This is a genomic window from Dryocola clanedunensis, from assembly GCF_038405435.1.
In the GTDB taxonomy this organism is placed as follows: domain Bacteria; phylum Pseudomonadota; class Gammaproteobacteria; order Enterobacterales; family Enterobacteriaceae; genus Dryocola; species Dryocola clanedunensis_A.
The window spans coordinates 135,347-155,391 of the sequence record NZ_JBBYHZ010000003.1 but is presented as its reverse complement, the minus strand read 5'-3'; the positions used below and the strand labels follow the sequence as shown (position 1 = coordinate 155,391).

The 20,045-nt window shown below is 54.0% G+C and carries 19 protein-coding genes, 3 tRNA genes and 1 other RNA gene; all 23 read right to left on the bottom strand.

The window, feature by feature from the left end; genetic code table 11:
• Window positions 1–2 precede the first annotated feature (2 nt).
• A tRNA-Lys gene (locus tag AAE045_RS08315) sits at window positions 3–78 on the bottom strand.
• Window positions 79–150: 72 nt separating this feature from the next.
• Window positions 151–226, bottom strand: a tRNA-Lys gene (locus AAE045_RS08310).
• Window positions 227–260: 34 nt separating this feature from the next.
• Window positions 261–385: non-coding RNA, RtT sRNA (locus AAE045_RS08305), on the bottom strand.
• Window positions 386–400: 15 nt separating this feature from the next.
• A tRNA-Lys gene (locus tag AAE045_RS08300) sits at window positions 401–476 on the bottom strand.
• A 163-nt stretch (window positions 477–639) separates the two neighbouring features.
• Complete coding sequence (gene cpoB, locus AAE045_RS08295) at window positions 640–1,434, bottom strand: cell division protein CpoB (protein WP_455547307.1); 795 nt, start codon at window positions 1,432–1,434, stop codon at window positions 640–642.
• A 9-nt stretch (window positions 1,435–1,443) separates the two neighbouring features.
• Window positions 1,444–1,965 (bottom strand): peptidoglycan-associated lipoprotein Pal, encoded by a 522-nt coding sequence (gene pal, locus AAE045_RS08290; protein ID WP_202303827.1) that lies wholly within the window; start codon window positions 1,963–1,965, stop codon window positions 1,444–1,446.
• 25 nt (window positions 1,966–1,990) lie between these two features.
• The gene (gene tolB, locus AAE045_RS08285) at window positions 1,991–3,283 is read right to left on the bottom strand and encodes a Tol-Pal system beta propeller repeat protein TolB (RefSeq protein ID WP_455547306.1); all 1,293 of its coding nucleotides are present in this window, start codon (window positions 3,281–3,283) and stop codon (window positions 1,991–1,993) included.
• Window positions 3,284–3,411: 128 nt separating this feature from the next.
• Entirely contained in the window at window positions 3,412–4,599 is a 1,188-nt protein-coding gene (gene tolA / locus AAE045_RS08280) for a cell envelope integrity protein TolA (protein WP_455547305.1), read from the bottom strand.
• A gap of 34 nt (window positions 4,600–4,633) precedes the next feature.
• Entirely contained in the window at window positions 4,634–5,059 is a 426-nt protein-coding gene (tolR, locus tag AAE045_RS08275; RefSeq protein WP_455427412.1) for a protein TolR, read from the bottom strand.
• Window positions 5,060–5,069: 10 nt separating this feature from the next.
• Entirely contained in the window at window positions 5,070–5,756 is a 687-nt protein-coding gene (tolQ, locus tag AAE045_RS08270; protein WP_455547304.1) for a Tol-Pal system protein TolQ, read from the bottom strand.
• Window positions 5,753–6,157, bottom strand: coding sequence for a tol-pal system-associated acyl-CoA thioesterase (ybgC, locus tag AAE045_RS08265; protein WP_202303822.1), 405 nt, complete (start codon window positions 6,155–6,157; stop codon window positions 5,753–5,755). The genes tolQ and ybgC overlap by 4 nt, the downstream gene beginning before the upstream one ends.
• A gap of 146 nt (window positions 6,158–6,303) precedes the next feature.
• A complete protein-coding gene (gene ybgE / locus AAE045_RS08260; protein ID WP_455547303.1) occupies window positions 6,304–6,597 on the bottom strand; it encodes a cyd operon protein YbgE in 294 nt (97 codons plus the stop codon).
• A complete protein-coding gene (gene cydX / locus AAE045_RS08255; RefSeq protein WP_049292487.1) occupies window positions 6,597–6,710 on the bottom strand; it encodes a cytochrome bd-I oxidase subunit CydX in 114 nt (37 codons plus the stop codon). The genes ybgE and cydX overlap by 1 nt, the downstream gene beginning before the upstream one ends.
• A gap of 14 nt (window positions 6,711–6,724) precedes the next feature.
• Window positions 6,725–7,864: a cytochrome d ubiquinol oxidase subunit II gene (cydB, locus tag AAE045_RS08250; protein WP_455547302.1), complete on the bottom strand. Its 1,140-nt coding sequence runs from the start codon at window positions 7,862–7,864 to the stop codon at window positions 6,725–6,727.
• Between the two features lie 15 nt (window positions 7,865–7,879).
• The gene (gene cydA / locus AAE045_RS08245; RefSeq protein WP_455547301.1) at window positions 7,880–9,448 is read right to left on the bottom strand and encodes a cytochrome ubiquinol oxidase subunit I; all 1,569 of its coding nucleotides are present in this window, start codon (window positions 9,446–9,448) and stop codon (window positions 7,880–7,882) included.
• Window positions 9,449–10,257: 809 nt separating this feature from the next.
• Window positions 10,258–11,130: a succinate--CoA ligase subunit alpha gene (gene sucD, locus AAE045_RS08240; protein ID WP_455547300.1), complete on the bottom strand. Its 873-nt coding sequence runs from the start codon at window positions 11,128–11,130 to the stop codon at window positions 10,258–10,260.
• Entirely contained in the window at window positions 11,130–12,296 is a 1,167-nt protein-coding gene (gene sucC, locus AAE045_RS08235) for a succinate--CoA ligase subunit beta (RefSeq protein ID WP_455427406.1), read from the bottom strand. Before sucC ends, sucD begins: the two co-directional genes overlap by 1 nt.
• A gap of 113 nt (window positions 12,297–12,409) precedes the next feature.
• Window positions 12,410–13,636: a 2-oxoglutarate dehydrogenase complex dihydrolipoyllysine-residue succinyltransferase gene (gene odhB, locus AAE045_RS08230; protein ID WP_455547299.1), complete on the bottom strand. Its 1,227-nt coding sequence runs from the start codon at window positions 13,634–13,636 to the stop codon at window positions 12,410–12,412.
• A gap of 14 nt (window positions 13,637–13,650) precedes the next feature.
• Window positions 13,651–16,458: a 2-oxoglutarate dehydrogenase E1 component gene (gene sucA, locus AAE045_RS08225; RefSeq protein WP_455547298.1), complete on the bottom strand. Its 2,808-nt coding sequence runs from the start codon at window positions 16,456–16,458 to the stop codon at window positions 13,651–13,653.
• Between the two features lie 283 nt (window positions 16,459–16,741).
• Window positions 16,742–17,458, bottom strand: a complete 717-nt coding sequence (locus AAE045_RS08220; protein ID WP_121267110.1) for a succinate dehydrogenase iron-sulfur subunit — start codon at window positions 17,456–17,458, stop codon at window positions 16,742–16,744.
• Between the two features lie 15 nt (window positions 17,459–17,473).
• Window positions 17,474–19,240, bottom strand: coding sequence for a succinate dehydrogenase flavoprotein subunit (gene sdhA / locus AAE045_RS08215; RefSeq protein WP_455547297.1), 1,767 nt, complete (start codon window positions 19,238–19,240; stop codon window positions 17,474–17,476).
• A complete protein-coding gene (gene sdhD, locus AAE045_RS08210) occupies window positions 19,240–19,587 on the bottom strand; it encodes a succinate dehydrogenase membrane anchor subunit (protein WP_455547296.1) in 348 nt (115 codons plus the stop codon). Before sdhD ends, sdhA begins: the two co-directional genes overlap by 1 nt.
• Entirely contained in the window at window positions 19,581–19,985 is a 405-nt protein-coding gene (gene sdhC, locus AAE045_RS08205) for a succinate dehydrogenase cytochrome b556 subunit (RefSeq protein ID WP_455547295.1), read from the bottom strand. The genes sdhD and sdhC overlap by 7 nt, the downstream gene beginning before the upstream one ends.
• Between the last annotated feature and the right edge of the window lie 60 nt (window positions 19,986–20,045).

Here is a 20,045-nt window from a genome sequence, read left to right as displayed (position 1 = left end):
GATGGTGGGGCGTGCAGGATTCGAACCTGCGACCAATTGATTAAAAGTCAACTGCTCTACCAACTGAGCTAACGCCCCCGCTATGCGGTTACTGCTTTTTGAAGTTTTGTTAAGCCTTCACGCTTCACTTTATGCAATCCATCTAAAAGATGGTGGGGCGTGCAGGATTCGAACCTGCGACCAATTGATTAAAAGTCAACTGCTCTACCAACTGAGCTAACGCCCCGCTATGCGGTTACTGCTTACTACGACATCGAAAACGGTAGGTCGTGCAGTATGATTCGGCCTCTGGCCTCACCCTTCGGGTCGTTGCTGCGCAACGCTGTGTTGCTTCGCTCCACTCGAACCTGCTGCAGGTCCAAACCCTTCACGATTCACTAATCGTATTTCAATTCGAAAATGGTGGGTCGTGCAGGATTCGAACCTGCGACCAATTGATTAAAAGTCAACTGCTCTACCAACTGAGCTAACGACCCATTTTCGTGTCATTTCCGGTTTGTTTCTTATCCCCCGGCAACGGCGGCATATATTACTGATTTAAGATTTTGACGCAACAACAATTTTGAACATTTTTCTCAACTGCTTAGTAATTGCGCGGCAAGACCAGAAAAACAACGATATCTGGTCAGGCCGCAAGCATTACATGGCATTCAGACGCTTTTGCGCCTGCTTCGCGCCATCGGTGTTTGGGAACTGTTTGATCACCTGCTGGTACACGGCTTTCGCTTTCGCGGTGTCGCCTTTGTCCTGCATGATCAGACCGACCTTATACATTGCGTCCGGGGCTTTAGGCGATTTCGGATAATTTTTTACCACAAAGGCAAAATAATAGGCCGCATCATCCTTTTTCCCTTTGTTGTAGTTCAACTGCCCCAGCCAGTAATTCGCATTAGGCTGGTAGGTTGAATCCGGATACTTTTTCACAAAGTTCTGGAAAGCAACAAGGGCGTCATCCTGGCGGGATTTATCCTGCACGAGGGCGATAGCAGCATTGTAGTCGCTGTTTGCATCGCCCCCCTGCACAGGAGCTGCCGCAGCAGGGGCGCCAGTGGACACACCCGCATCAGGCGTTGCCGGAGCAGCACCTTGCTCGCCGCCGCTAGCCTGACCCGCAGCGGCACCGCCGTTGCTGAGGCCATCTATCTGCAGCAGAATCTGCTTCTGTCGCTCTACCACCTGGTTCAGCTGATACTGGTTTTCCTGAATCTGACCGCGCAGGGAATCAATATCACGTTGATTATCGGAGAGCTGTTGCTGGAGTTGGGTTAAAAGCTGACTGTGAGCGTTAGAAATACGCTCGAGTTGAGTGACACGGTCTTCGACCGAGCCTGAGCCGACACTACTGATTGGCGCCTGAGCAAAAGCGGCCCAGGGGGCCGCTATGCCAACCAGTAACGACAGACTCAACAAGTGATGTCTGAAGTTACTGCTCATGCAATTCTCTTAGTAAACCAGTACGGCACGACGGTTTTTGGCATATGCCGCTTCGTCATGGCCCAGTACTGCAGGTTTTTCTTTACCGTAAGAAACGATGGAGATCTGGTCTGCAGAAACGCCTTTACCCTGCAGGTACATCTTAACGGCAGTAGCACGACGCTCGCCCAGGGAGATGTTGTATTCCGGGGTACCACGTTCGTCCGCATGACCTTCTACGGTCACTTTGTAAGATGGGTTGCTACGCAGGAAGTTAGCGTGTGCATCCAGCATTGCAGCGAATTCAGAGCTCACATCGTACTTGTCCAGACCGAAGTAAACGATGTTGTTCTGCTGCAGCTGTTGCATTTGCAGACGTGCCTGCTCTTCGGAAGACATGTTACCGCCTTGACCGTTAGCGTCCATACCAGTGCCGGCACCCAGCATGCCTTCACCGCTCTCGTTGCTCGCGTTCTTGTTAGAAGAACATGCCGCGACAGCCATAACAGGCAGAGCAATCATCAGCCCTTTCAGCACTTTGTTCAGTTGCATTTCTTTGATCCTTTAGATTTTATTATCACAGATACGGCGACCAGGCAGGTGATTTCACCTGACCATCAGTTGCCGGAAGACGCGCTTTGAAACGCCCATCTGTTGAGACCAGATTCAGCACGGATCCCATCCCCTGAGAAGAGCTGTAGATTACCATAGTGCCGTTAGGTGCCAGACTTGGCGTTTCATCCAGGAACGTTGACGATAAAGTTTGTACGCCACCCGCTACCAGATCCTGTTTGGCAATGTGCTGCTGCCCGCTTGCGGAGCTCACCATTACCATAAACTTCCCGTCGGTACTTACATCAGCATTCTGGTTCTGGCCACCTTCCCAGGACAGACGCTGCGGGGCACCGCCGTTGATATTAATTTTGTAAATCTGCGGACGTCCAGCCTGATCGGAGGTATAGGCCAGGTTCTGGCTATCCGGGAACCAGGTAGGTTCCGTGTTGTTGCTGCGTCCATCAGTAACCTGACGAATCTGGCCGGAGCCAATATCCATCACGTACAAGTTCAGACTACCGGTTTTGGACAGCGCGAAGGCCAGTTTAGTCCCGTCCGGAGAGAACGACGGTGCACCGTTGTGGCGAGGGAACGAAGCCACCTGGCGCACGGCACCATTCGCCAGCGTCTGAATGACCAGCGCCGAGCGACCGCTTTCAAACGTTACGTAAGCCAGCTTGCTGCCGTCTGGAGACCAGGAAGGAGACATCAGCGGCTGCGGAGAACGGTGAACCACAAACTGGTTATAGCCATCGTAATCAGACACACGCAGTTCGTAAGGGAACTGACCGCCGTTGGTCTGCACCACGTAAGCGATACGAGTGCGGAACGCGCCTTTGATACCGGTCAGTTTTTCAAACACTTCATCACTGGCGGTATGACCGGCGTAGCGCAGCCACTGCTTGTTAACCTTGTAAGAGTTCTGAGCCAGAACCGTACCCGGCGCGCCAGAGGTATCTACCAACTGGTAAGCCACGGTATAACTACCGTCACCGTTTGGCGTAACCTGGCCGACAACGACGGCATCAATCCCCAGAGCGGTCCAGGCTGCCGGCTGCACTTCCTGAGCGGAACCAGGCTGCTGCGGGAGACGGGAGCGATCCAGCGGATTGAACTTACCGCTGTTGCGTAAGTCAGCGGCAACAATGCCGCCAACGTCTTCAGGCGCCGCACCTGGGCCTGCCCATTTGAACGGTGCAACACCAATAGGACGTGCTGAGTCCACACCTTGTGTGATCTCAATACGAACTTCTGCGTGCAGCACGGCTGCCCACAGCATCAAGAAACTTAATGCTACTCGAAATGCCTGCTTCATCATATCTCCCTTATCCGGACCCAAAGCCCACGATAATTTAGCAGAATTTTAACAAACCCAAATACACAAAACTATCATAACCCCTTTATATAGCACTTCATCATTTCTGCCCGCTTCGGGGAAGGCTATTAAGGTTTGAAGTCAATCGGCGCGTTTTTGAATACTTCATACACGTCCTGGCTCGGTGGCTTCGGTATCTTTGCCAGTCGCGCGGCTGCTATTGCCGCCTGACAAAGGGCCGGATCGCCCCCCTCTGATTTGATATCCAGCAGTAAACCATCAGGAGCCAGTTTGACTCGTAATGAACAGGTCTTACCGGCAAACGAAGGATCATTATAAAACTTACTTTCGATCGCCGCTTTTATCTGACCTGCATAACCACTGATCTCGGCACCAGATGCGCCATTATTCTTAGTATTCCCTTTTCCGGCAGCGGCTGCGGCATTACCTTTCGCCCCACCACCGGTTTTCGGTGCATTCTTACCCGAACTGAGGTCACCAAACAGATCGTCTACGCCCTCAGTAGCTGCTTTATCGGCAGCGGCTTTCTCTGCTGCAGCTTTTTTCTTCGCGTCAGCAGCCGCTTTTTTATCTGCGGCTGCTTTTGCAGCGGCAGCCTTGTCCGCAGCTGCTTTTTCCGATGCAGCTTTGTCGGCGGCTGCTTTTTCGGCAGCGGCCTCTTTTTTCGCGGCTTCAGCAGCCGCTTTCTTCTCGGCTTCCTGCTGGGCCTTTTTGGCCGCAGCGGCAGCTTCGGCGGCGGCTACTTTTTTCTCTGCGGCAGCGGCTTTTTTTGCAGCCTCTTCCGCAGCTTTTTTCTGAGCATCTGCGGCAGCTTTAGCCTGAGCATCAGCCTGGGCTTTAGCATCTGCTTTGGCTTTCGCCGCTGCGGCTTCCGCCTGCTTCTGCTGCTCCTGAGCTTCTTTTGCTGCTTCCTGAGCCTGTTTCTGCTGGTCGGCCTGCTGCTTCGCTTGCTCCTGCGCATCCAGGCGTTCTTTCTCCAGGGCTTTCAGACGCTGCTGTTCAGCAGCCTGTTTCTCCTGCAGCTCTTCTGCCTGCTGCTGGGCCTGCTTTTCGCGCTGCTCTGCCGCACGTTTACTGCTCGCCTGCTGCTGCTGCTGGCGGTTGTATTGCTGCACTACGGCGCCAGGGTCGACCATGACAGCGTCAATAGCCGAACCACCACCGCCACCAGCACTGGCGTCAATGTGTTCGTCAAACGAGCTCCATATCAGGATCGCAATCAGGATGATATGCAGAATCACTGAGACGATTATCGCGCGTTTGAGCTTATCGTTTTCTGTGGTTGCCTTTGACACTCTCGGTTCCCAAATATAGCTATCGCGAGGTAGATCAGATTGGCTGCGTCATCAGGCCGACGGATTTCACGCCCGCGCTGTGCAGCAGGTTCAATGCTTTGATGATCTCTTCATACGGAACATCTTTTGCACCACCGATCAAAAAGACCGTTTTTGGATTTGCCTGCAGGCGACGCTGGGCTTCAGCAACAACCTGTTCAGACGGCAACTGATCCATACGGTCTTTCTCAACCACCACGCTGTACTGCCCTACCCCGGACACTTCAATAATGACCGGCGGCTCATCGTTACTGCTTACCGTCTGCGAATCAGTCGCATCGGGCAGGTCCACCTCTACGCTCTGGGTGATGATGGGTGCCGTTGCCATGAAGATCAGCAGCAGCACCAGCAACACGTCCAGCAGAGGTACGATGTTGATTTCTGACTTTAGTTCACGACGACCACGTACACGTCTGGCCATGACTTACCCCTTACTGCTTATCGCTGCTGGTAAAAGCCTGACGGTGCAGGATAGCCGTGAACTCTTCCATGAAGTTGTCGTAATTCAATTCCAGTTTGTTCACACGCTGGTTCAGGCGGTTATAGGCCATAACAGCTGGAATGGCGGCAAACAGACCAATCGCGGTGGCGATCAGTGCTTCTGCAATGCCCGGTGCAACCATCTGCAACGTCGCCTGTTTCACCGCACCCAGTGCGATAAAGGCGTGCATGATCCCCCAGACCGTACCAAACAGGCCGATATAAGGACTGATGGAACCCACGGTGCCAAGGAATGGAATATGTGTTTCAAGCGTTTCGAGTTCACGGCTCATTGAAATACGCATTGCGCGCGCGGCCCCGTCTACCACCGCTTCCGGGGCATGGGTATTCGCACGATGCAGGCGGGCAAACTCTTTAAATCCTGAATAGAAAATCTGCTCAGAGCCGGCAAGGGTGTCGCGGCGCCCCTGGCTTTCCTGATACAGACGGGACAATTCAATGCCCGACCAGAACTTATCTTCAAACGCTTCCGCTTCGCGGGTGGCGGTATTGAGGATGCGCGTACGCTGAATGATGATTGCCCATGATGCAATGGAAAAACCAATCAAAATCAACATGATAAATTTGACCAGAAGGCTAGCCTTCAGGAACAAATCAAGGATATTCATGTCAGTCACTGCTTGAACTCCGCGACAATAGACTTGGGAAGCGCACGAGGCTTCATTGAGAGAAGATCAACACAGACGACCAGGACCTCAGCTTCATTGAGTACCCGACCTTCGGCATTGACTATTCGCTGCGTAAACACCAAAGAGGTGCCGCGCATCGATGTAATTTCACTTTGGATTTCGAGTAAATCGTCAAGTCGGGCAGGCGCAAGATAATCAACGGTCATCCTGCGAACGACAAAGGCGATGCGCTCCGCCAGCAAATCCTGCTGGTGAAAGTGGTGCTGGCGCAGCATCTCAGTGCGAGCTCTTTCATAAAAAGCAACATAGCTGGCGTGGTAAACCACACCGCCGGCGTCTGTGTCTTCATAGTAGACACGAACCGGCCATCGAAACGGCGTTGTACTCACTTTACATCCCGGTAGTGCTTTAAACGTTGCTACTATACGCAAGAGGATGGGGGTTGGGAATGGGTTGTATTAAACGATAGGTAAATATTTATAGGCTTGTTAAAGCCTATAAATATTGGGTAAACAAACTTGTCCTGGCGCGGGCTTCAGGCGAAGAAGAAGAGCAATCCTGCCAGCAGCACAAGTTGGGCAATTAACGGGCAGAAAAGCCCCTGCCAGAGGGTCTTGCGGGGGCTAAAACCTACGCCATGAATAACGCCTGCACAGACGCCCCACATCAGCAGAAAACCGTGCCAGACTGCCAGCTCACTGGTCTTCGCCGCGAAGCGAGAGGGGTCCCAGAAGATGCAGCCCGCAAGCGCCAGGGCCATGATCAAGGAAAGAGCCCTTAAAGGGCTCTTATCCATTATCGCGTAAAGCTTTGCGATAATTGCTTCCATCAGTGTTCTTCTTTACCGGCTTTAGTTGCTTCCACATGCTCAAGCGCAAGGGCGGTAATAATGCCAAAAGCACAGGCCAGAAGCGTCCCCAGAATCCATGCAAAGTACCACATAATCAGCTCCTTACTTAGTACAGAGAGTGGGTGTTGCTTTCGATATGCTCTTTGGTGATTCGACCGAACATCTTCCAGTAACACCAAGTGGTGTAGATAAGAATGATCGGTACGAACACCGCGGCGGCATATGCCATCACGTTCAGCGTCAGCTGGCTGGATGTGGCATCCCACATTGTCAGGCTGGCGTTCATCATGGTGCTGGAAGGCATCACGAACGGGAACATAGCGATACCAGCAGTCAGGATCACACAGGCCAGAGTCAGCGATGAGAATACGAATGCCATAGCCCCTTTCTCAAGGCGAGACATCAGTATTGTCAGCAGAGGCAGAACCACGCCCAGCGCAGGGATGAGCCACAGAACCGGCATGTTATTAAAGTTCACCATCCAGGCACCAGCCTGACGGGCGACTTCTTTAGTCAGCGGATTCGATGCGGCGTGGTGGTTCAGCTCGGAGGTCACAACGTAACCGTCGATGCCGTACATCACCCAGACGCCCGCCAGCGCGAAGCAGACCATCATCACCAGCGCAGCGATTTGCGCTGCAGCGCGTGAACGCAGGTGAAGTTCACCTACCGTACGCATTTGCAGATAAGTCGCACCCTGGGTCAGGATCATAGTAACGCTAACGATACCGGCCAGCAGACCAAACGGATTCAGCAGCTGGAAGAAATTACCGGTGTAGTACAGGCGCAGATACTCATCAACGTGGAACGGCACGCCCTGCAACAGGTTGCCGAACGCCACACCAATGACCAGCGGCGGCACGAAGCTACCGATGAAGATGCCCCAGTCCCACATGCCACGCCAGCGCACGTCTTCGATCTTCGAGCGGTAGTCGAAACCAACCGGACGGAAGAACAAAGAAGCCAGCACCAGAATCATCGCCACATAGAAGCCAGAAAACGCCGCGGCGTAAACCATTGGCCAGGCGGCGAACAGTGCGCCACCAGCGGTGATGAGCCAGACCTGGTTACCATCCCAGTGCGGGGCAATGGAGTTAACCATAATGCGGCGCTCGACATCGGTGCGGCCGATGATGCGTGAGAGCATCCCGACGCCCATGTCGAAGCCATCGGTCACTGCAAAACCGATCAGCAGTACGCCAATCAGCAGCCACCAGACAAAACGTAATACTTCATAATCGAACATTTGACGACTCCTGTCTTAGCGTGCCGGCTGAGAAGCCACGGTAGACTGCTCATAGTGATAGCGACCTGTTTTCAGGCTGCTCGGCCCAAGGCGAGCAAACTTGAACATCAGGAACAGTTCGGCCACCAGGAACAGCGTATACAGACCGCAAATCAGCAACATAGAGAAGATGAGATCGCCCGCCGTCAGCGACGAGTTCGCCACCGCGGTCGGCAGCACTTCACCAATCGCCCACGGCTGACGACCGTACTCGGCAACGAACCAGCCGGTTTCAACCGCAATCCATGGCAATGGTAAGCCATACAGCGCGGCGCGGAGCAGCCATTTCTTCTCGCCAATACGGTTACGACACACCGTCCAGAAGGAGACGCCGATAATAAACAGCATCAGGATGCCGCATGCCACCATGATACGGAACGCGAAGTACAGCGGCGCAACGCGTGGGATTGAGTCTTTGGTGGCTTGCTGAATCTGCTCTTCCGTCGCGTCGGTGACGTTCGGGGTATAGCGTTTCAGCAGCAGGCCATAGCCGAGATCTTTCTTGATTGCGTTGAAGTCGTCGCGAACGGACTGGTCGGCAGAGCCGGAACGCAGCTGCTCGAGCAGGCTGTACGCCTTCATACCGTTACGGATACGTTCTTCATGCTGAACCAGAAGGTCTTTAAGACCGGTCACCGGCTTATCAACAGAACGTGTCGCGATAATACCCAGCGCGTAAGGGATCTGGATGGACAGGTGGTTTTCCTGCTTATCCTGGTCAGGAATACCGAACAGCGTAAAGGATGCTGGAGCCGGTTGAGTTTCCCACTCGGCTTCAATGGCAGCCAGTTTGGTTTTCTGCACGTCACCCATTTCGTAGCCGGACTCATCGCCCAGAACGATAACGGACAGCACAGCCGCCATACCGAAGCTTGCAGCGATAGCGAAGGAGCGTTTTGCAAACGCGGTGTCGCGACCCTTGAGCAGGTAGTAAGAGCTGATACCGAGGATAAACATTGCGCCAGTACAGTAACCTGCTGCCACAGTGTGAACGAATTTCACCTGAGCGACCGGGTTAAGCACCAGTTCGGAGAAGCTGACCATCTCCATGCGCATGGTTTCGAAGTTGAAGTCGGAAGCAATAGGGTTTTGCATCCAGCCATTCGCCACCAGAATCCACAGTGCGGAAAGGTTGGAGCCTAACGCCACCAGCCAGGTCACCGCCATGTGCTGAACTTTACCCAGGCGATCCCAACCGAAGAAGAAGAGGCCGACAAAAGTGGATTCAAGCATGAACGCCATCAGGCCTTCAATAGCCAGAGGCGCACCAAAAATGTCACCCACGTAATGTGAATAGTAAGACCAGTTAGTCCCGAACTGGAACTCCATGGTTAAACCAGTAGCAACACCCAGCGCAAAGTTGATACCAAACAACTTGCCCCAGAACTTGGTCATATCTTTATAAATTTGCTTACCCGACAGGACGTAAACCGTTTCCATGATGGCCAGCAGGAACGCCATACCCAGCGTCAGTGGCACAAACAGGAAGTGGTACATCGCGGTCAAGGCAAACTGTAAGCGCGACAGCTCGACAATATCAAACATCTTGACTCCTTGCTCTTCGCATGAAGACTCCGACCGTGGTTCGCCGCCTGGCTCCCCACAACGCATGCCCTAATACAAAAACATTCGCTTCCAGACTACGCTTTGCCCTCACATTTCATTCAAATGTGACGACAAAAGGTGAAAGGTTACAAATACGTTAATAAAAGCCTAAAATAATCCGCAAATATATTACCCTGCAATTCCCTTACGATAAATAGGTATTTGCTAAGGGTTTTTTACGTTTCTCGACAGTGATCAATTTATAGCGAAAATGTCGTGATCCCGCTACTTTGATCCGCGACAATTTACCCCTTTTCCAGCCATAGATGCCAGCCTTAGATATTGATCTGGCGCAATTTAATTTCACTTTGTTAATTGCGTTTATTTTAAGAAAGATTGGTAAACGCATTGTTAATAAGGTGTTTTTAAACATGCGCTAAAGTTAATCATAACCAGCCTTGTATAATTAAAAACTATTCGCTTCAACTATGGTTTACATTCCGCTTTTCGCCACAAAGTCGTTCATCGGTGTTAATCACCTCACGGAATGACCGCCTTCTTCCGCTTAACACGCCAATTAATTCACAAATAATTCACTTTATGGGTTACATGCATTAACAAATCATTATTTTTGATGCGGTTAAGCATCAGCAATATTTATTCTCTTCGCATAAAAACCTTACTAATTTGGCATTGTAAGGGAGGTAAACAGAGAGATGCGGCTGTGTTTGCTCTGGCCCTGCCGTTAGCCATAAAAAAGGCCACCCAAAGGGTGGCCAACCATGTCGAACATTTATTATTAGTTAGGTTTACTGCGGCAAAATCGCTTTCAGCGCATCGCCGATGTCAGCAAGGCTGCGAACAGTTTTCACGCCAGCGGCTTCCAGAGCGGCGAACTTCTCGTCCGCTGTACCTTTACCGCCCGCGATGATGGCGCCCGCGTGGCCCATACGCTTGCCTTTCGGCGCGGTAACACCCGCGATGTAACCCACAACAGGCTTGGTCACATGCTCTTTGATGTAAGCTGCCGCTTCTTCTTCCGCGCTGCCGCCGATTTCACCGATCATCACGATGGCTTCAGTTTTCGGATCTTCCTCGAACATTTTCAGGATATCGATGAAGTTAGACCCAGGGATCGGGTCACCGCCGATGCCCACGCAGGTGGACTGGCCCAGACCGATATCTGTAGTCTGCTTGACCGCTTCATAAGTCAGCGTACCGGAGCGGGAAACGATGCCCACTTTACCGGGAAGGTGAATGTGACCCGGCATGATGCCGATTTTGCATTCGCCAGGGGTGATAACGCCCGGGCAGTTTGGCCCGATCATGCGCACGCCAGCTTCATCCAGCTTCACCTTCACGGTCAGCATATCCAGCGTCGGGATGCCTTCGGTGATAGTGATAATCAGCTTAATACCTGCGTCGATAGCTTCCAGAATGGAGTCTTTACAGAACGGAGCTGGAACGTAGATAACAGAGGCAGTAGCACCCGTTGCGTCTACGGCTTCACGCACGGTGTTAAAGACTGGCAGACCCAGATGCTCGGTGCCGCCTTTGCCGGGCGTTACGCCGCCAACCATCTGCGTACCGTAGGCAATTGCCTGTTCGGAGTGGAAGGTCCCCTGGCTGCCGGTGAAACCCTGGCAAATTACCTTGGTGTTTTTATCGATCAAAATGGACATTATTTCCCCTCCACGGCAGCAACTACCTGCTGTGCTGCATCGGTCAGACTTTTCGCTGCAATAATATTCAGGCCGCTGTCAGCCAGTTTCTTCGCGCCCAGTTCGGCGTTGTTCCCTTCCAGACGAACAACGACCGGAACGTTTACGCCCACTTCGGCAACCGCACCGATGATGCCGTCTGCGATCAGGTCGCAGCGCACGATGCCGCCGAAAATGTTAACCAGAACGGCTTTCACTTTGTCGTCTGACAGAATGATTTTGAATGCTTCGGTCACGCGCTCTTTGGTTGCGCCGCCGCCAACGTCCAGGAAGTTAGCCGGTTCGCCGCCGTGCAGCTTAACGATGTCCATGGTGCCCATTGCCAGGCCCGCACCGTTAACCATGCAGCCGATGTTGCCATCAAGCGCAACGTAGTTCAGCTCCCACTGTGCAGCCTGAGACTCACGAGCATCTTCCTGGCTTGGATCACGCATTTCGCGCAGCTCTGGCTGGCGGAACAGTGCGTTGCCATCAGCGCCCAGCTTGCCGTCGAGGCAGATCAGATCGCCCTGCTTAGTGATAACCAGCGGGTTGATTTCGATAAGCGCAAGGTCACGGTCCAGGAAGATAGTGGCCAGGCCCATGAAAATTTTGGTGAACTGCTGAACCTGCTTGCCTTCCAGACCCAGTTTGAATGCCAGCTCGCGTCCCTGGTATGGCATTGGGCCAGCCAGCGGGTCGAGGGCAACTTTATGAATCAGGTGCGGGGTTTCTTCCGCGACTTTCTCGATTTCCACGCCGCCTTCGGTGGAAGCCATGAAGACTACGCGACGGGAGCTACGGTCTACTACCGCGCCCAGATACAGCTCTTTATCAATGTCGGTCGCCGCTTCAACCAGGATCTGGTGTACCGGCTGGCCGTTAGCGTCTGTCTGGTAGGTCACCAGACGTTTGCCCAGCCAGTGCTCAGCAAAAGCACGAATGTCTTCTTTGCTGTTGACCACTTTCACGCCGCCCGCTTTACCACGGCCACCGGCATGAACCTGACATTTTACCACCCACGGACCTGCGCCAATTTTAGAGGCAGCTTCTTCGGCTTCACGCGGTGTGGTGCAGGCGTAACCGACTGGTGCCGGTAAACCATACCGAGCAAACAATTGTTTCGCCTGATATTCGTGTAAGTTCATGAGTTCTATCCATCCTTCAGGGTAATCGTTATCTTCAAACCTGTAGGCCGGTGCGGTTTAATGCCGGATGGCGCTACGCTTATCCGACCTACAGGGCAGGTGATGCTTTACAACTACACGTCCAGCAGCAGACGAGTTGGGTCTTCCAGCAGCTCTTTAATTGCCACCAGATAGCCCACGGACTCACGCCCGTCGATCAGACGGTGATCGTAGGAGAGCGCCAGGTACATCATCGGCAGGATCTCTACTTTGCCGTTAACCGCCATTGGACGATCTTTGATGGCGTGCATCCCGAGGATCGCGCTCTGCGGTGGGTTGATGATCGGGGTAGACATCAGGGATCCGAATACGCCACCGTTGGTAATAGTGAAGTTACCGCCGGTCAGATCTTCCACGGTCAGCTTGCCGTCACGGCCTTTCACGGCCAGTTCTTTAATGCGCTTTTCGATATCGGCCATGCCGAGAGTATCAACGTCGCGCAGTACTGGGGTAACCAGACCACGTGGCGTGGATACCGCGATGCTGACATCGAAATAGTTGTGGTAAACCACATCATCGCCATCGATGGAAGCGTTCACTTCCGGGTAGCGTTTCAGGGCCTCAACAACCGCTTTAATGTAGAAGGACATGAAGCCCAAGCGCACGCCGTGGCGCTTCTCGAAGGACTCACCGTACTGCTTACGCAGCGCCATGATTGGCTGCATGTTCACTTCGTTAAAGGTAGTGAGCATGGCGGTGGAATTTTTCGCTTCCAGCAGGCGTTCAGCAACGCGCTTGCGCAGACGAGTCATCGGCACGCGTTTTTCGCTGCGGCCAGCCAGCGGTGCAACCGGTGCTTTGGTTTCTGTCGCTGCTTTGGCCTGAGCTGGCTGTGCCGCTTTCGCCTGGGTCAGATGCTTATCCACATCTTCACGGGTGATACGACCGCCTACGCCGCTGCCTTTAATAGCGCTGGCGTCAAGGGAGTGCTCCGCAATCAGGCGGCGAATAGCCGGGCTGAGCGCGTCATTGTTTTGCTCTTCCAGAGAGGCCTGCTGGCGCTGTGCCGGGGTGGACTCTTTAGCGTCTGCTTTCGCAGAGGTCTCTTTCCCGGAGCTGTTGCCTTCGCGCAGGCGGCCCAGAATCTGGCGAGAAGTTACGGTGGTGCCTTCATCTTCCAGCACCGCATCCAGAATACCATCTGCCGACGCCGGTACTTCCAGTACCACTTTGTCAGTTTCGATTTCTACCAGCACTTCGTCACGGGTCACGGCATCACCCGGTTTTTTATGCCAGGTTGCAACGGTCGCATCGGCAACGGACTCAGGCAGGTCAGGAACAAGAATATCTACGCTACTCATTTTTTATCCTTTAATTAATCGACGTTCAGCGCGTCATTAACCAGATCTTGCTGCTGTTTCTGGTGAACGGACATATACCCTACCGCCGGAGAGGCGGAGGCCGGACGACCTGCATAGCGCAGGGCAGATCCGAATGGAATCACTTCGCGGAAGTGGTGTTGGCTGCAGTACCATGCGCCCTGGTTAAGCGGCTCTTCCTGGCACCAGACAAAATCATGCACGTGAGCGAACGGTTTCAACGCTTCCTGCACCGCCTGGTGCGGGAACGGATAGAGCTGCTCGATGCGCACAATCGCGACATCTTTCTGATCTTTCTTACGGCGCTGCTCAAGCAGGTCGTAGTAAACCTTACCGGAACACAGAACCACGCGCTTCACGCCTGCCGGATCCAGCTCGTCAACTTCACCAATTGCCGGCAGGAAAGTGCCGTTAGCCAGCTCATCCAGCGTGGAGACCGCCAGCGGGTGGCGCAGCAGAGATTTAGGCGACATGACAACCAGCGGACGACGCATACCGCGCAGCGCCTGACGACGCAGCATGTGGTAAACCTGTGCCGGAGTAGAAGGAACGCAAACCTGCATGTTCTGCTCGGCGCACAGCTGAAGATAACGCTCCAGACGTGCCGAGGAGTGCTCTGGCCCCTGCCCTTCGTAGCCGTGCGGCAGCAGCATCACCAGGCCACACATACGGCCCCACTTCTGCTCGCCGGAGCTGATGAACTGGTCGATAACAACCTGCGCACCGTTGGCGAAGTCGCCGAACTGCGCTTCCCAGATAGTCAGGGTGCGTGGCTCTGCTGTGGCATAACCGTATTCAAAGGCCAGTACCGCTTCTTCAGACAGCACGGAGTCCCAGACTTTGAACTCGCCCTGGCTGTTGTGAACGTGCTGCAGCGGCGTGTAGGTCGAACCATTAGTCTGGTTGTGAATCACAGCGTGACGGTGGAAGAACGTGCCGCGACCAGCATCTTCGCCGGACAGACGGACGGAGACGCCTTCGTCAACGAGCGTGGCATACGCCAGGTTCTCTGCCGCGCCCCAGTCAAATTTCTTATCGCCGTTCGCCATATCCTGGCGATCGCTGTAAATTTTCGCGACGCGGGACTGCAGTTCGACGGTTTCAGGCGCGGAGCTGATGCGTTTCGCCAGCTCCTGCAGGCGCTTCATCTCAACCTTGTTAGGGTAGCTTTCGTCCCAGTCGTGGTTAAGGTACGGCGACCAGGTGAACGAATGCATGTTCATCGGACGGTACTCTTTCACCACGCATTCACCGGCGTCCAGCGCGTCACGGTAGAGGTTCACCATTTCGGTGGCGTCTTCCAGCGTGGCCAGCTTTTCCTGCTCCAGACGGTCAGCGTAGATTTTACGCGGCGTCGGGTGCTTTTTAATTTTCTGGTACATCACCGGCTGGGTTGCGCTTGGCTCATCGGCTTCGTTATGACCATGGCGACGGTAGCAAACCAGGTCGATAAATACGTCGCGTTTGAAGGTGTTACGGAAGTCCAGCGCCAGACGGGTCACGAACGCGACCGCTTCCGGATCGTCAGCATTAACGTGGAAGATCGGCGCCATCACCATCTTACCGATATCGGTACAGTATGGTGTGGAACGAGCGTCCAGCGGGTTAGACGTGGTGAAGCCAATCTGGTTGTTGATAACGATGCGAACGGTGCCGCCCACTTCGTAACCACGCGCCTTGGACATGTTCAGCGTTTCCTGAACGACGCCCTGGCCCGCAACCGCTGCGTCACCATGAATGGTGATAGGCAGAACCTGATTGATGCCTGGTTTTTCCAGACGATCCAGGCGCGCGCGCACGGAACCAATAACCACCGGGCTGACGATTTCGAGGTGAGACGGGTTAAACGCCAGCGCCAGGTGAACCAGTCCGCCTTCGGTTTCGACATCCGATGAGAAGCCCATGTGGTACTTCACGTCGCCGGTGCCGAGATGCTCTTTATGTTTGCCCGCGAACTCGTCGAACAGATCCTGCGGTTTTTTGCCCAGCACGTTAATCAGCACGTTCAGACGGCCACGGTGTGCCATCCCCAGAACAACTTCGCGCGTGCCGCTCTTGCCCGCATGGCGGATCATTTCTTTGAGCATTGGCACCAGCGCGTCGCCGCCTTCCAGCGAGAAGCGCTTCGCACCCGGGAATTTCGCACCGAGATAGCGCTCCAGACCTTCCGCTGCGGTCAGCTCGCTCAGGAAACGTTTTTTCTCTTCCACGCTGAAGGTGGAGTGGCCGACAACCGATTCGATACGCTGCTGGATCCAGCGCTTTTCTTCGGTGTTGGTGATGTGCATGTATTCCGCACCGATGGAGCCGCCGTAGGTTTGCTTCAGGGCTGCGATCAGATCCGCAAGCTTCATCGTCTCTTTGCCGCTGGCAAAAGAACCGACGTTGAAGGTTTCCTGCAGGTCTGCTTCCGTCAGGTTGTGGAACGCAGGGTCAAGATCGGGAACCGCATCCTGCTTCCAGAGGCCAAGCGGATCGAGATTTGCCGCCTGATGCCCACGGAAACGCCAGGCGTTAATCAGCTGCAGGACTTTAACCTGCTTAACGTCGGTGTCAGGGTCAGTAATCGCGGTGGAGTAACGTGAGGCATCCTTCGCCAGACGACGAAAATAATCACGTGTTTTGGAATGGAATTGATCCGGTCTGGCTCCGGTTCCAGGTAACTGCTGGAACATTGAGCGCCAGTGCGCATCAACAGAGTCAGGATCGGTTAAGAAGTCTTCATAGAGCTGCTCTATCCAGGACTGGTTCGCACCCGCCAGGTAAGAGGAATCCAGCCAGGCTTTCATTTCGCCGTTCTGCATCGTGATCCCTTAAGCATTTATCTGCTTATTCGCCGTGGATAACTATAGCGTACACGTTTGGTACACATTCCAGGGTTCACATTCAGCGGGCCAGTGCCGTGGAAATTTGGCCCGCGAAGGAACCTTTAAAAACTGTCGCTGTACGAGGTTACGTAGGGCAGTTTTTAAAGATTTCCTGCATAGCTCCCTTCCCGGGAGCCGAGTGGTGGATGGCTCTTCGTTTATCCACCCTACCTTTTAAGTAGGGCGGATAAGCCCGCGCCATCCGCCAATGCTTTTCTGACTAAGCGCTTCTTTGCAGCAGCATCGACTTAATGTGGCCGATGGCTTTCGTCGGGTTCAGCCCCTTAGGACATACACTGACGCAGTTCATGATGCTATGGCAGCGGAATACGCTGAAAGCGTCGCTCATGCCGTCCAGACGGTTTGCCGTTTCGGTATCGCGGCTGTCAATCAGGAAGCGGTATGCCGCCAGCAGACCTGCAGGCCCGATAAACTTATCCGGGTTCCACCAGAACGACGGGCAGGACGTTGAGCAGCAGGCGCAAAGAATGCACTCGTACAGACCATCCAGTTTTTCACGCTGCTCAGGCGACTGTAAATGCTCGCGAGCAGGTGGATTTTGCCCATTATTCAACAGGTAAGGCTTAATCTTCTCATATTGGGCATAGAATTGCCCCATGTCTACCACCAGATCGCGCACGACGGGTAAACCCGGCAGCGGACGGATCACAATCTTCTGCTTGCCGTTGCCCAGTGCGGAGATAGGGGTAATACAGGCCAGGCCGTTTTTACCGTTCATGTTCACGCCGTCGGAGCCACAAACCCCTTCACGGCACGAGCGGCGAAACGCCAGCGTTGGATCTTTTTCTTTCAGCTGAATAAGCGCGTCGAGCAGCATCATGTCGCGCCCTTCTTCCCCTTCCAGAGTGTACTCCTGCATGCGCGGAGCATCGTCAACGTCCGGGTTGTAGCGATAAATAGAGAATTCGAGTTTCATCACTTTGCTCCGCTATTAGTAAGTACGCACTTTTGGTGGGAATGCCGGACGCAGTTTCGGCTGCATGTTCACCTCACGGCGGGTCATGCTTTCCGACTCTGGCAGGTACAGGCTGTGGCACAGCCAGTTTGCATCGTCACGGTCCGGGTAGTCGAAGCGGCTATGGGCGCCCCGGCTTTCAGTGCGGAAATTAGCGGAGACGGCGGTGGCAAAGGCGGTTTCCATCAGGTTATCCAGCTCCAGGCATTCGACGCGCTGGGTGTTGAATTCGCTGGAGGTATCGTCCAGACGGGCGTTTTTCAGGCGCTCGCGGATCTGCTTCAGCTGCTCAAGCCCTTTGGCCATCGCGTCACCTTCACGGAAGACCGAGAAGTTGTGCTGCATGCATTCCTGCAGGGCTTTACGAATTTGTACAGGATCTTCGCCGTCACGGTTGCCGTTCCAGCGGTTCAGACGTTCCAGCGCGGCGTCGATTTGCTCGGACGTTGCATCGCGCAGTTCACCCTGCTCGGCAATGCATTCCAGCAGATGCAGGCCAGCTGCGCGGCCAAAGACCACCAGGTCCAGCAGCGAGTTACCGCCAAGGCGGTTCGCACCGTGTACCGATACGCAGGCGATCTCACCCACTGCAAACAGTCCAGGGATGACAACGTCTTCGCCCTGCTCATTCACGGTCAGCGCCTGTCCGGTTACTTTGGTCGGAATACCGCCCATCATATAGTGGCAGGTTGGGATAACCGGGATTGGCTCTTTGATTGGGTCGACGTGTGCGAAGGTGCGGGACAGCTCCAGGATACCCGGCAGGCGAGATTCCAGCACTTCTTTACCCAGGTGATCCAGCTTAAGTTTAGCGTGTGGACCCCATGGGCCTTCGCAGCCGCGGCCTTCACGGATTTCGATCATGATGGAACGCGCCACCACGTCACGACCCGCCAGGTCTTTGGCGTTCGGCGCATAACGCTCCATGAAGCGCTCACCGTGTTTGTTCAGCAGATAGCCGCCTTCACCACGACAGCCTTCGGTAACCAGAACACCCGCCCCGGCGATACCGGTTGGGTGGAACTGCCACATCTCCATGTCCTGCACGGGCACGCCTGCACGCAGGGCCATGCCGACACCGTCGCCGGTATTAATGTGGGCGTTGGTCGTGGACTGATAAATACGGCCTGCGCCGCCGGTCGCCAGCACGGTAGCTTTGGCTTTGAAGTAGACAACCTCACCGGTTTCAATACACAACGCGGTACAGCCAACGACTGCGCCATCATCATTCTTTACCAGATCCAGCGCGTACCACTCGGAGAAGATAGTGGTTTTATTTTTCAGGTTCTGCTGATAAAGCGTGTGCAGCAGGGCGTGACCGGTACGGTCCGCTGCTGCTGCTGTACGTGCCGCCTGCTCGCCGCCGAAGTTTTTCGACTGGCCGCCAAACGGACGCTGATAAATAGTGCCATCGTCAAGACGGGAAAACGGCAGACCCATATGTTCCAGTTCCAGAATCGCTTCCGGGCCGGTTTTACACATATATTCAATGGCGTCCTGGTCACCGATGTAATCGGAGCCTTTTACCGTGTCGTACATATGCCATTCCCAGTTGTCTTCATGGGTGTTACCCAGCGCGACGGTGATACCGCCCTGCGCAGACACGGTATGGGAACGGGTCGGGAATACTTTGGACAGTAAGGCACAGGTCTGGCCTGACTGAGAAATTTGCAGCGCGGCGCGCATACCTGCACCGCCCGCACCGATAACAACTGCATCAAACTCTCTGACTGGTAAATTCATTACACACCCCACACCACAACAAATCCATAAATGACGTACACCAGCAGCGCGACAACAATCAGCAGTTGCAGCCCAAGACGAATCGCTACCGGTTTAACGTAGTCGGTCAGTACCTGCCACATGCCAATCCAGGCATGGATCAAAATAGAGAACAGCGTCAGCAGGGTGAAGACTTTGGTGAAGGCGGAGGCGAAGAAACCACGCCAGACCTCGTAGGTTAACTCGCCGGTCACGGCGAAGAACCCGATCATATAGATGATGTACAGGGTGATAACGATGGCGGTGGCACGAACCAGCAAAAAGTCATGCACGCCATTGCGACCTAATGCGGAGGCATTGCTTACCATACGAGGACTCCTGCGAGAATTGAAAGCACGACAGTTATTACAAAGGAAATCATTGCGGATCGTTTGCCCGCTAAGAAGGTTTCTTCCAGATAGCCCACGTCCATCATCATGTGGCGAATACCGCCGACAACGTGATAAGCGAGAGCGGTCAGGATGCCCCACATAATGAATTTAACGAAGAAGCCGCTCATCATTGATGACGCAACGAGGAAGCCTTCCGGGGAGGAGAGTGACAGACCGAGTAACCAAAGCAGGATGCCGACAGCCACAAAAGTGATCACGCCGGATGCACGATGGAGGATGGAAGCGATTGCAGTCACGGGAAATCGGATCGTTGAGAGATCCAGATTGACAGGTCTTTGTTTTTTCGCATTTTTTATCATGAATAGCGCCCACATGCTGTTCTTATTGTTTCCTTCCTCCGGGTCTGCAGGCGGGGTCAGACAGCGCGAACTTTC

What these genes read in the sequence shown, in the direction of transcription:
- sucD (WP_455547300.1), bottom strand. Translation starts at nt 11,130, where the DNA reads ATGTCCATTTTGATCGATAAAAACACCAAGGTAATTTGCCAGGGTTTC.
- cpoB (WP_455547307.1), bottom strand. Translation starts at nt 1,434, where the DNA reads ATGAGCAGTAACTTCAGACATCACTTGTTGAGTCTGTCGTTACTGGTT.
- sdhA (WP_455547297.1), bottom strand. Translation starts at nt 19,240, where the DNA reads ATGAATTTACCAGTCAGAGAGTTTGATGCAGTTGTTATCGGTGCGGGC.
- ybgE (WP_455547303.1), bottom strand. Translation starts at nt 6,597, where the DNA reads ATGGAAGCAATTATCGCAAAGCTTTACGCGATAATGGATAAGAGCCCT.
- cydA (WP_455547301.1), bottom strand. Translation starts at nt 9,448, where the DNA reads ATGTTTGATATTGTCGAGCTGTCGCGCTTACAGTTTGCCTTGACCGCG.
- sdhD (WP_455547296.1), bottom strand. Translation starts at nt 19,587, where the DNA reads ATGGTAAGCAATGCCTCCGCATTAGGTCGCAATGGCGTGCATGACTTT.
- odhB (WP_455547299.1), bottom strand. Translation starts at nt 13,636, where the DNA reads ATGAGTAGCGTAGATATTCTTGTTCCTGACCTGCCTGAGTCCGTTGCC.
- sucA (WP_455547298.1), bottom strand. Translation starts at nt 16,458, where the DNA reads ATGCAGAACGGCGAAATGAAAGCCTGGCTGGATTCCTCTTACCTGGCG.
- tolR (WP_455427412.1), bottom strand. Translation starts at nt 5,059, where the DNA reads ATGGCCAGACGTGTACGTGGTCGTCGTGAACTAAAGTCAGAAATCAAC.
- cydX (WP_049292487.1), bottom strand. Translation starts at nt 6,710, where the DNA reads ATGTGGTACTTTGCATGGATTCTGGGGACGCTTCTGGCCTGTGCTTTT.
- sucC (WP_455427406.1), bottom strand. Translation starts at nt 12,296, where the DNA reads ATGAACTTACACGAATATCAGGCGAAACAATTGTTTGCTCGGTATGGT.
- pal (WP_202303827.1), bottom strand. Translation starts at nt 1,965, where the DNA reads ATGCAACTGAACAAAGTGCTGAAAGGGCTGATGATTGCTCTGCCTGTT.
- AAE045_RS08220 (WP_121267110.1), bottom strand. Translation starts at nt 17,458, where the DNA reads ATGAAACTCGAATTCTCTATTTATCGCTACAACCCGGACGTTGACGAT.
- tolB (WP_455547306.1), bottom strand. Translation starts at nt 3,283, where the DNA reads ATGAAGCAGGCATTTCGAGTAGCATTAAGTTTCTTGATGCTGTGGGCA.
- sdhC (WP_455547295.1), bottom strand. Translation starts at nt 19,985, where the DNA reads ATGTGGGCGCTATTCATGATAAAAAATGCGAAAAAACAAAGACCTGTC.
- cydB (WP_455547302.1), bottom strand. Translation starts at nt 7,864, where the DNA reads ATGTTCGATTATGAAGTATTACGTTTTGTCTGGTGGCTGCTGATTGGC.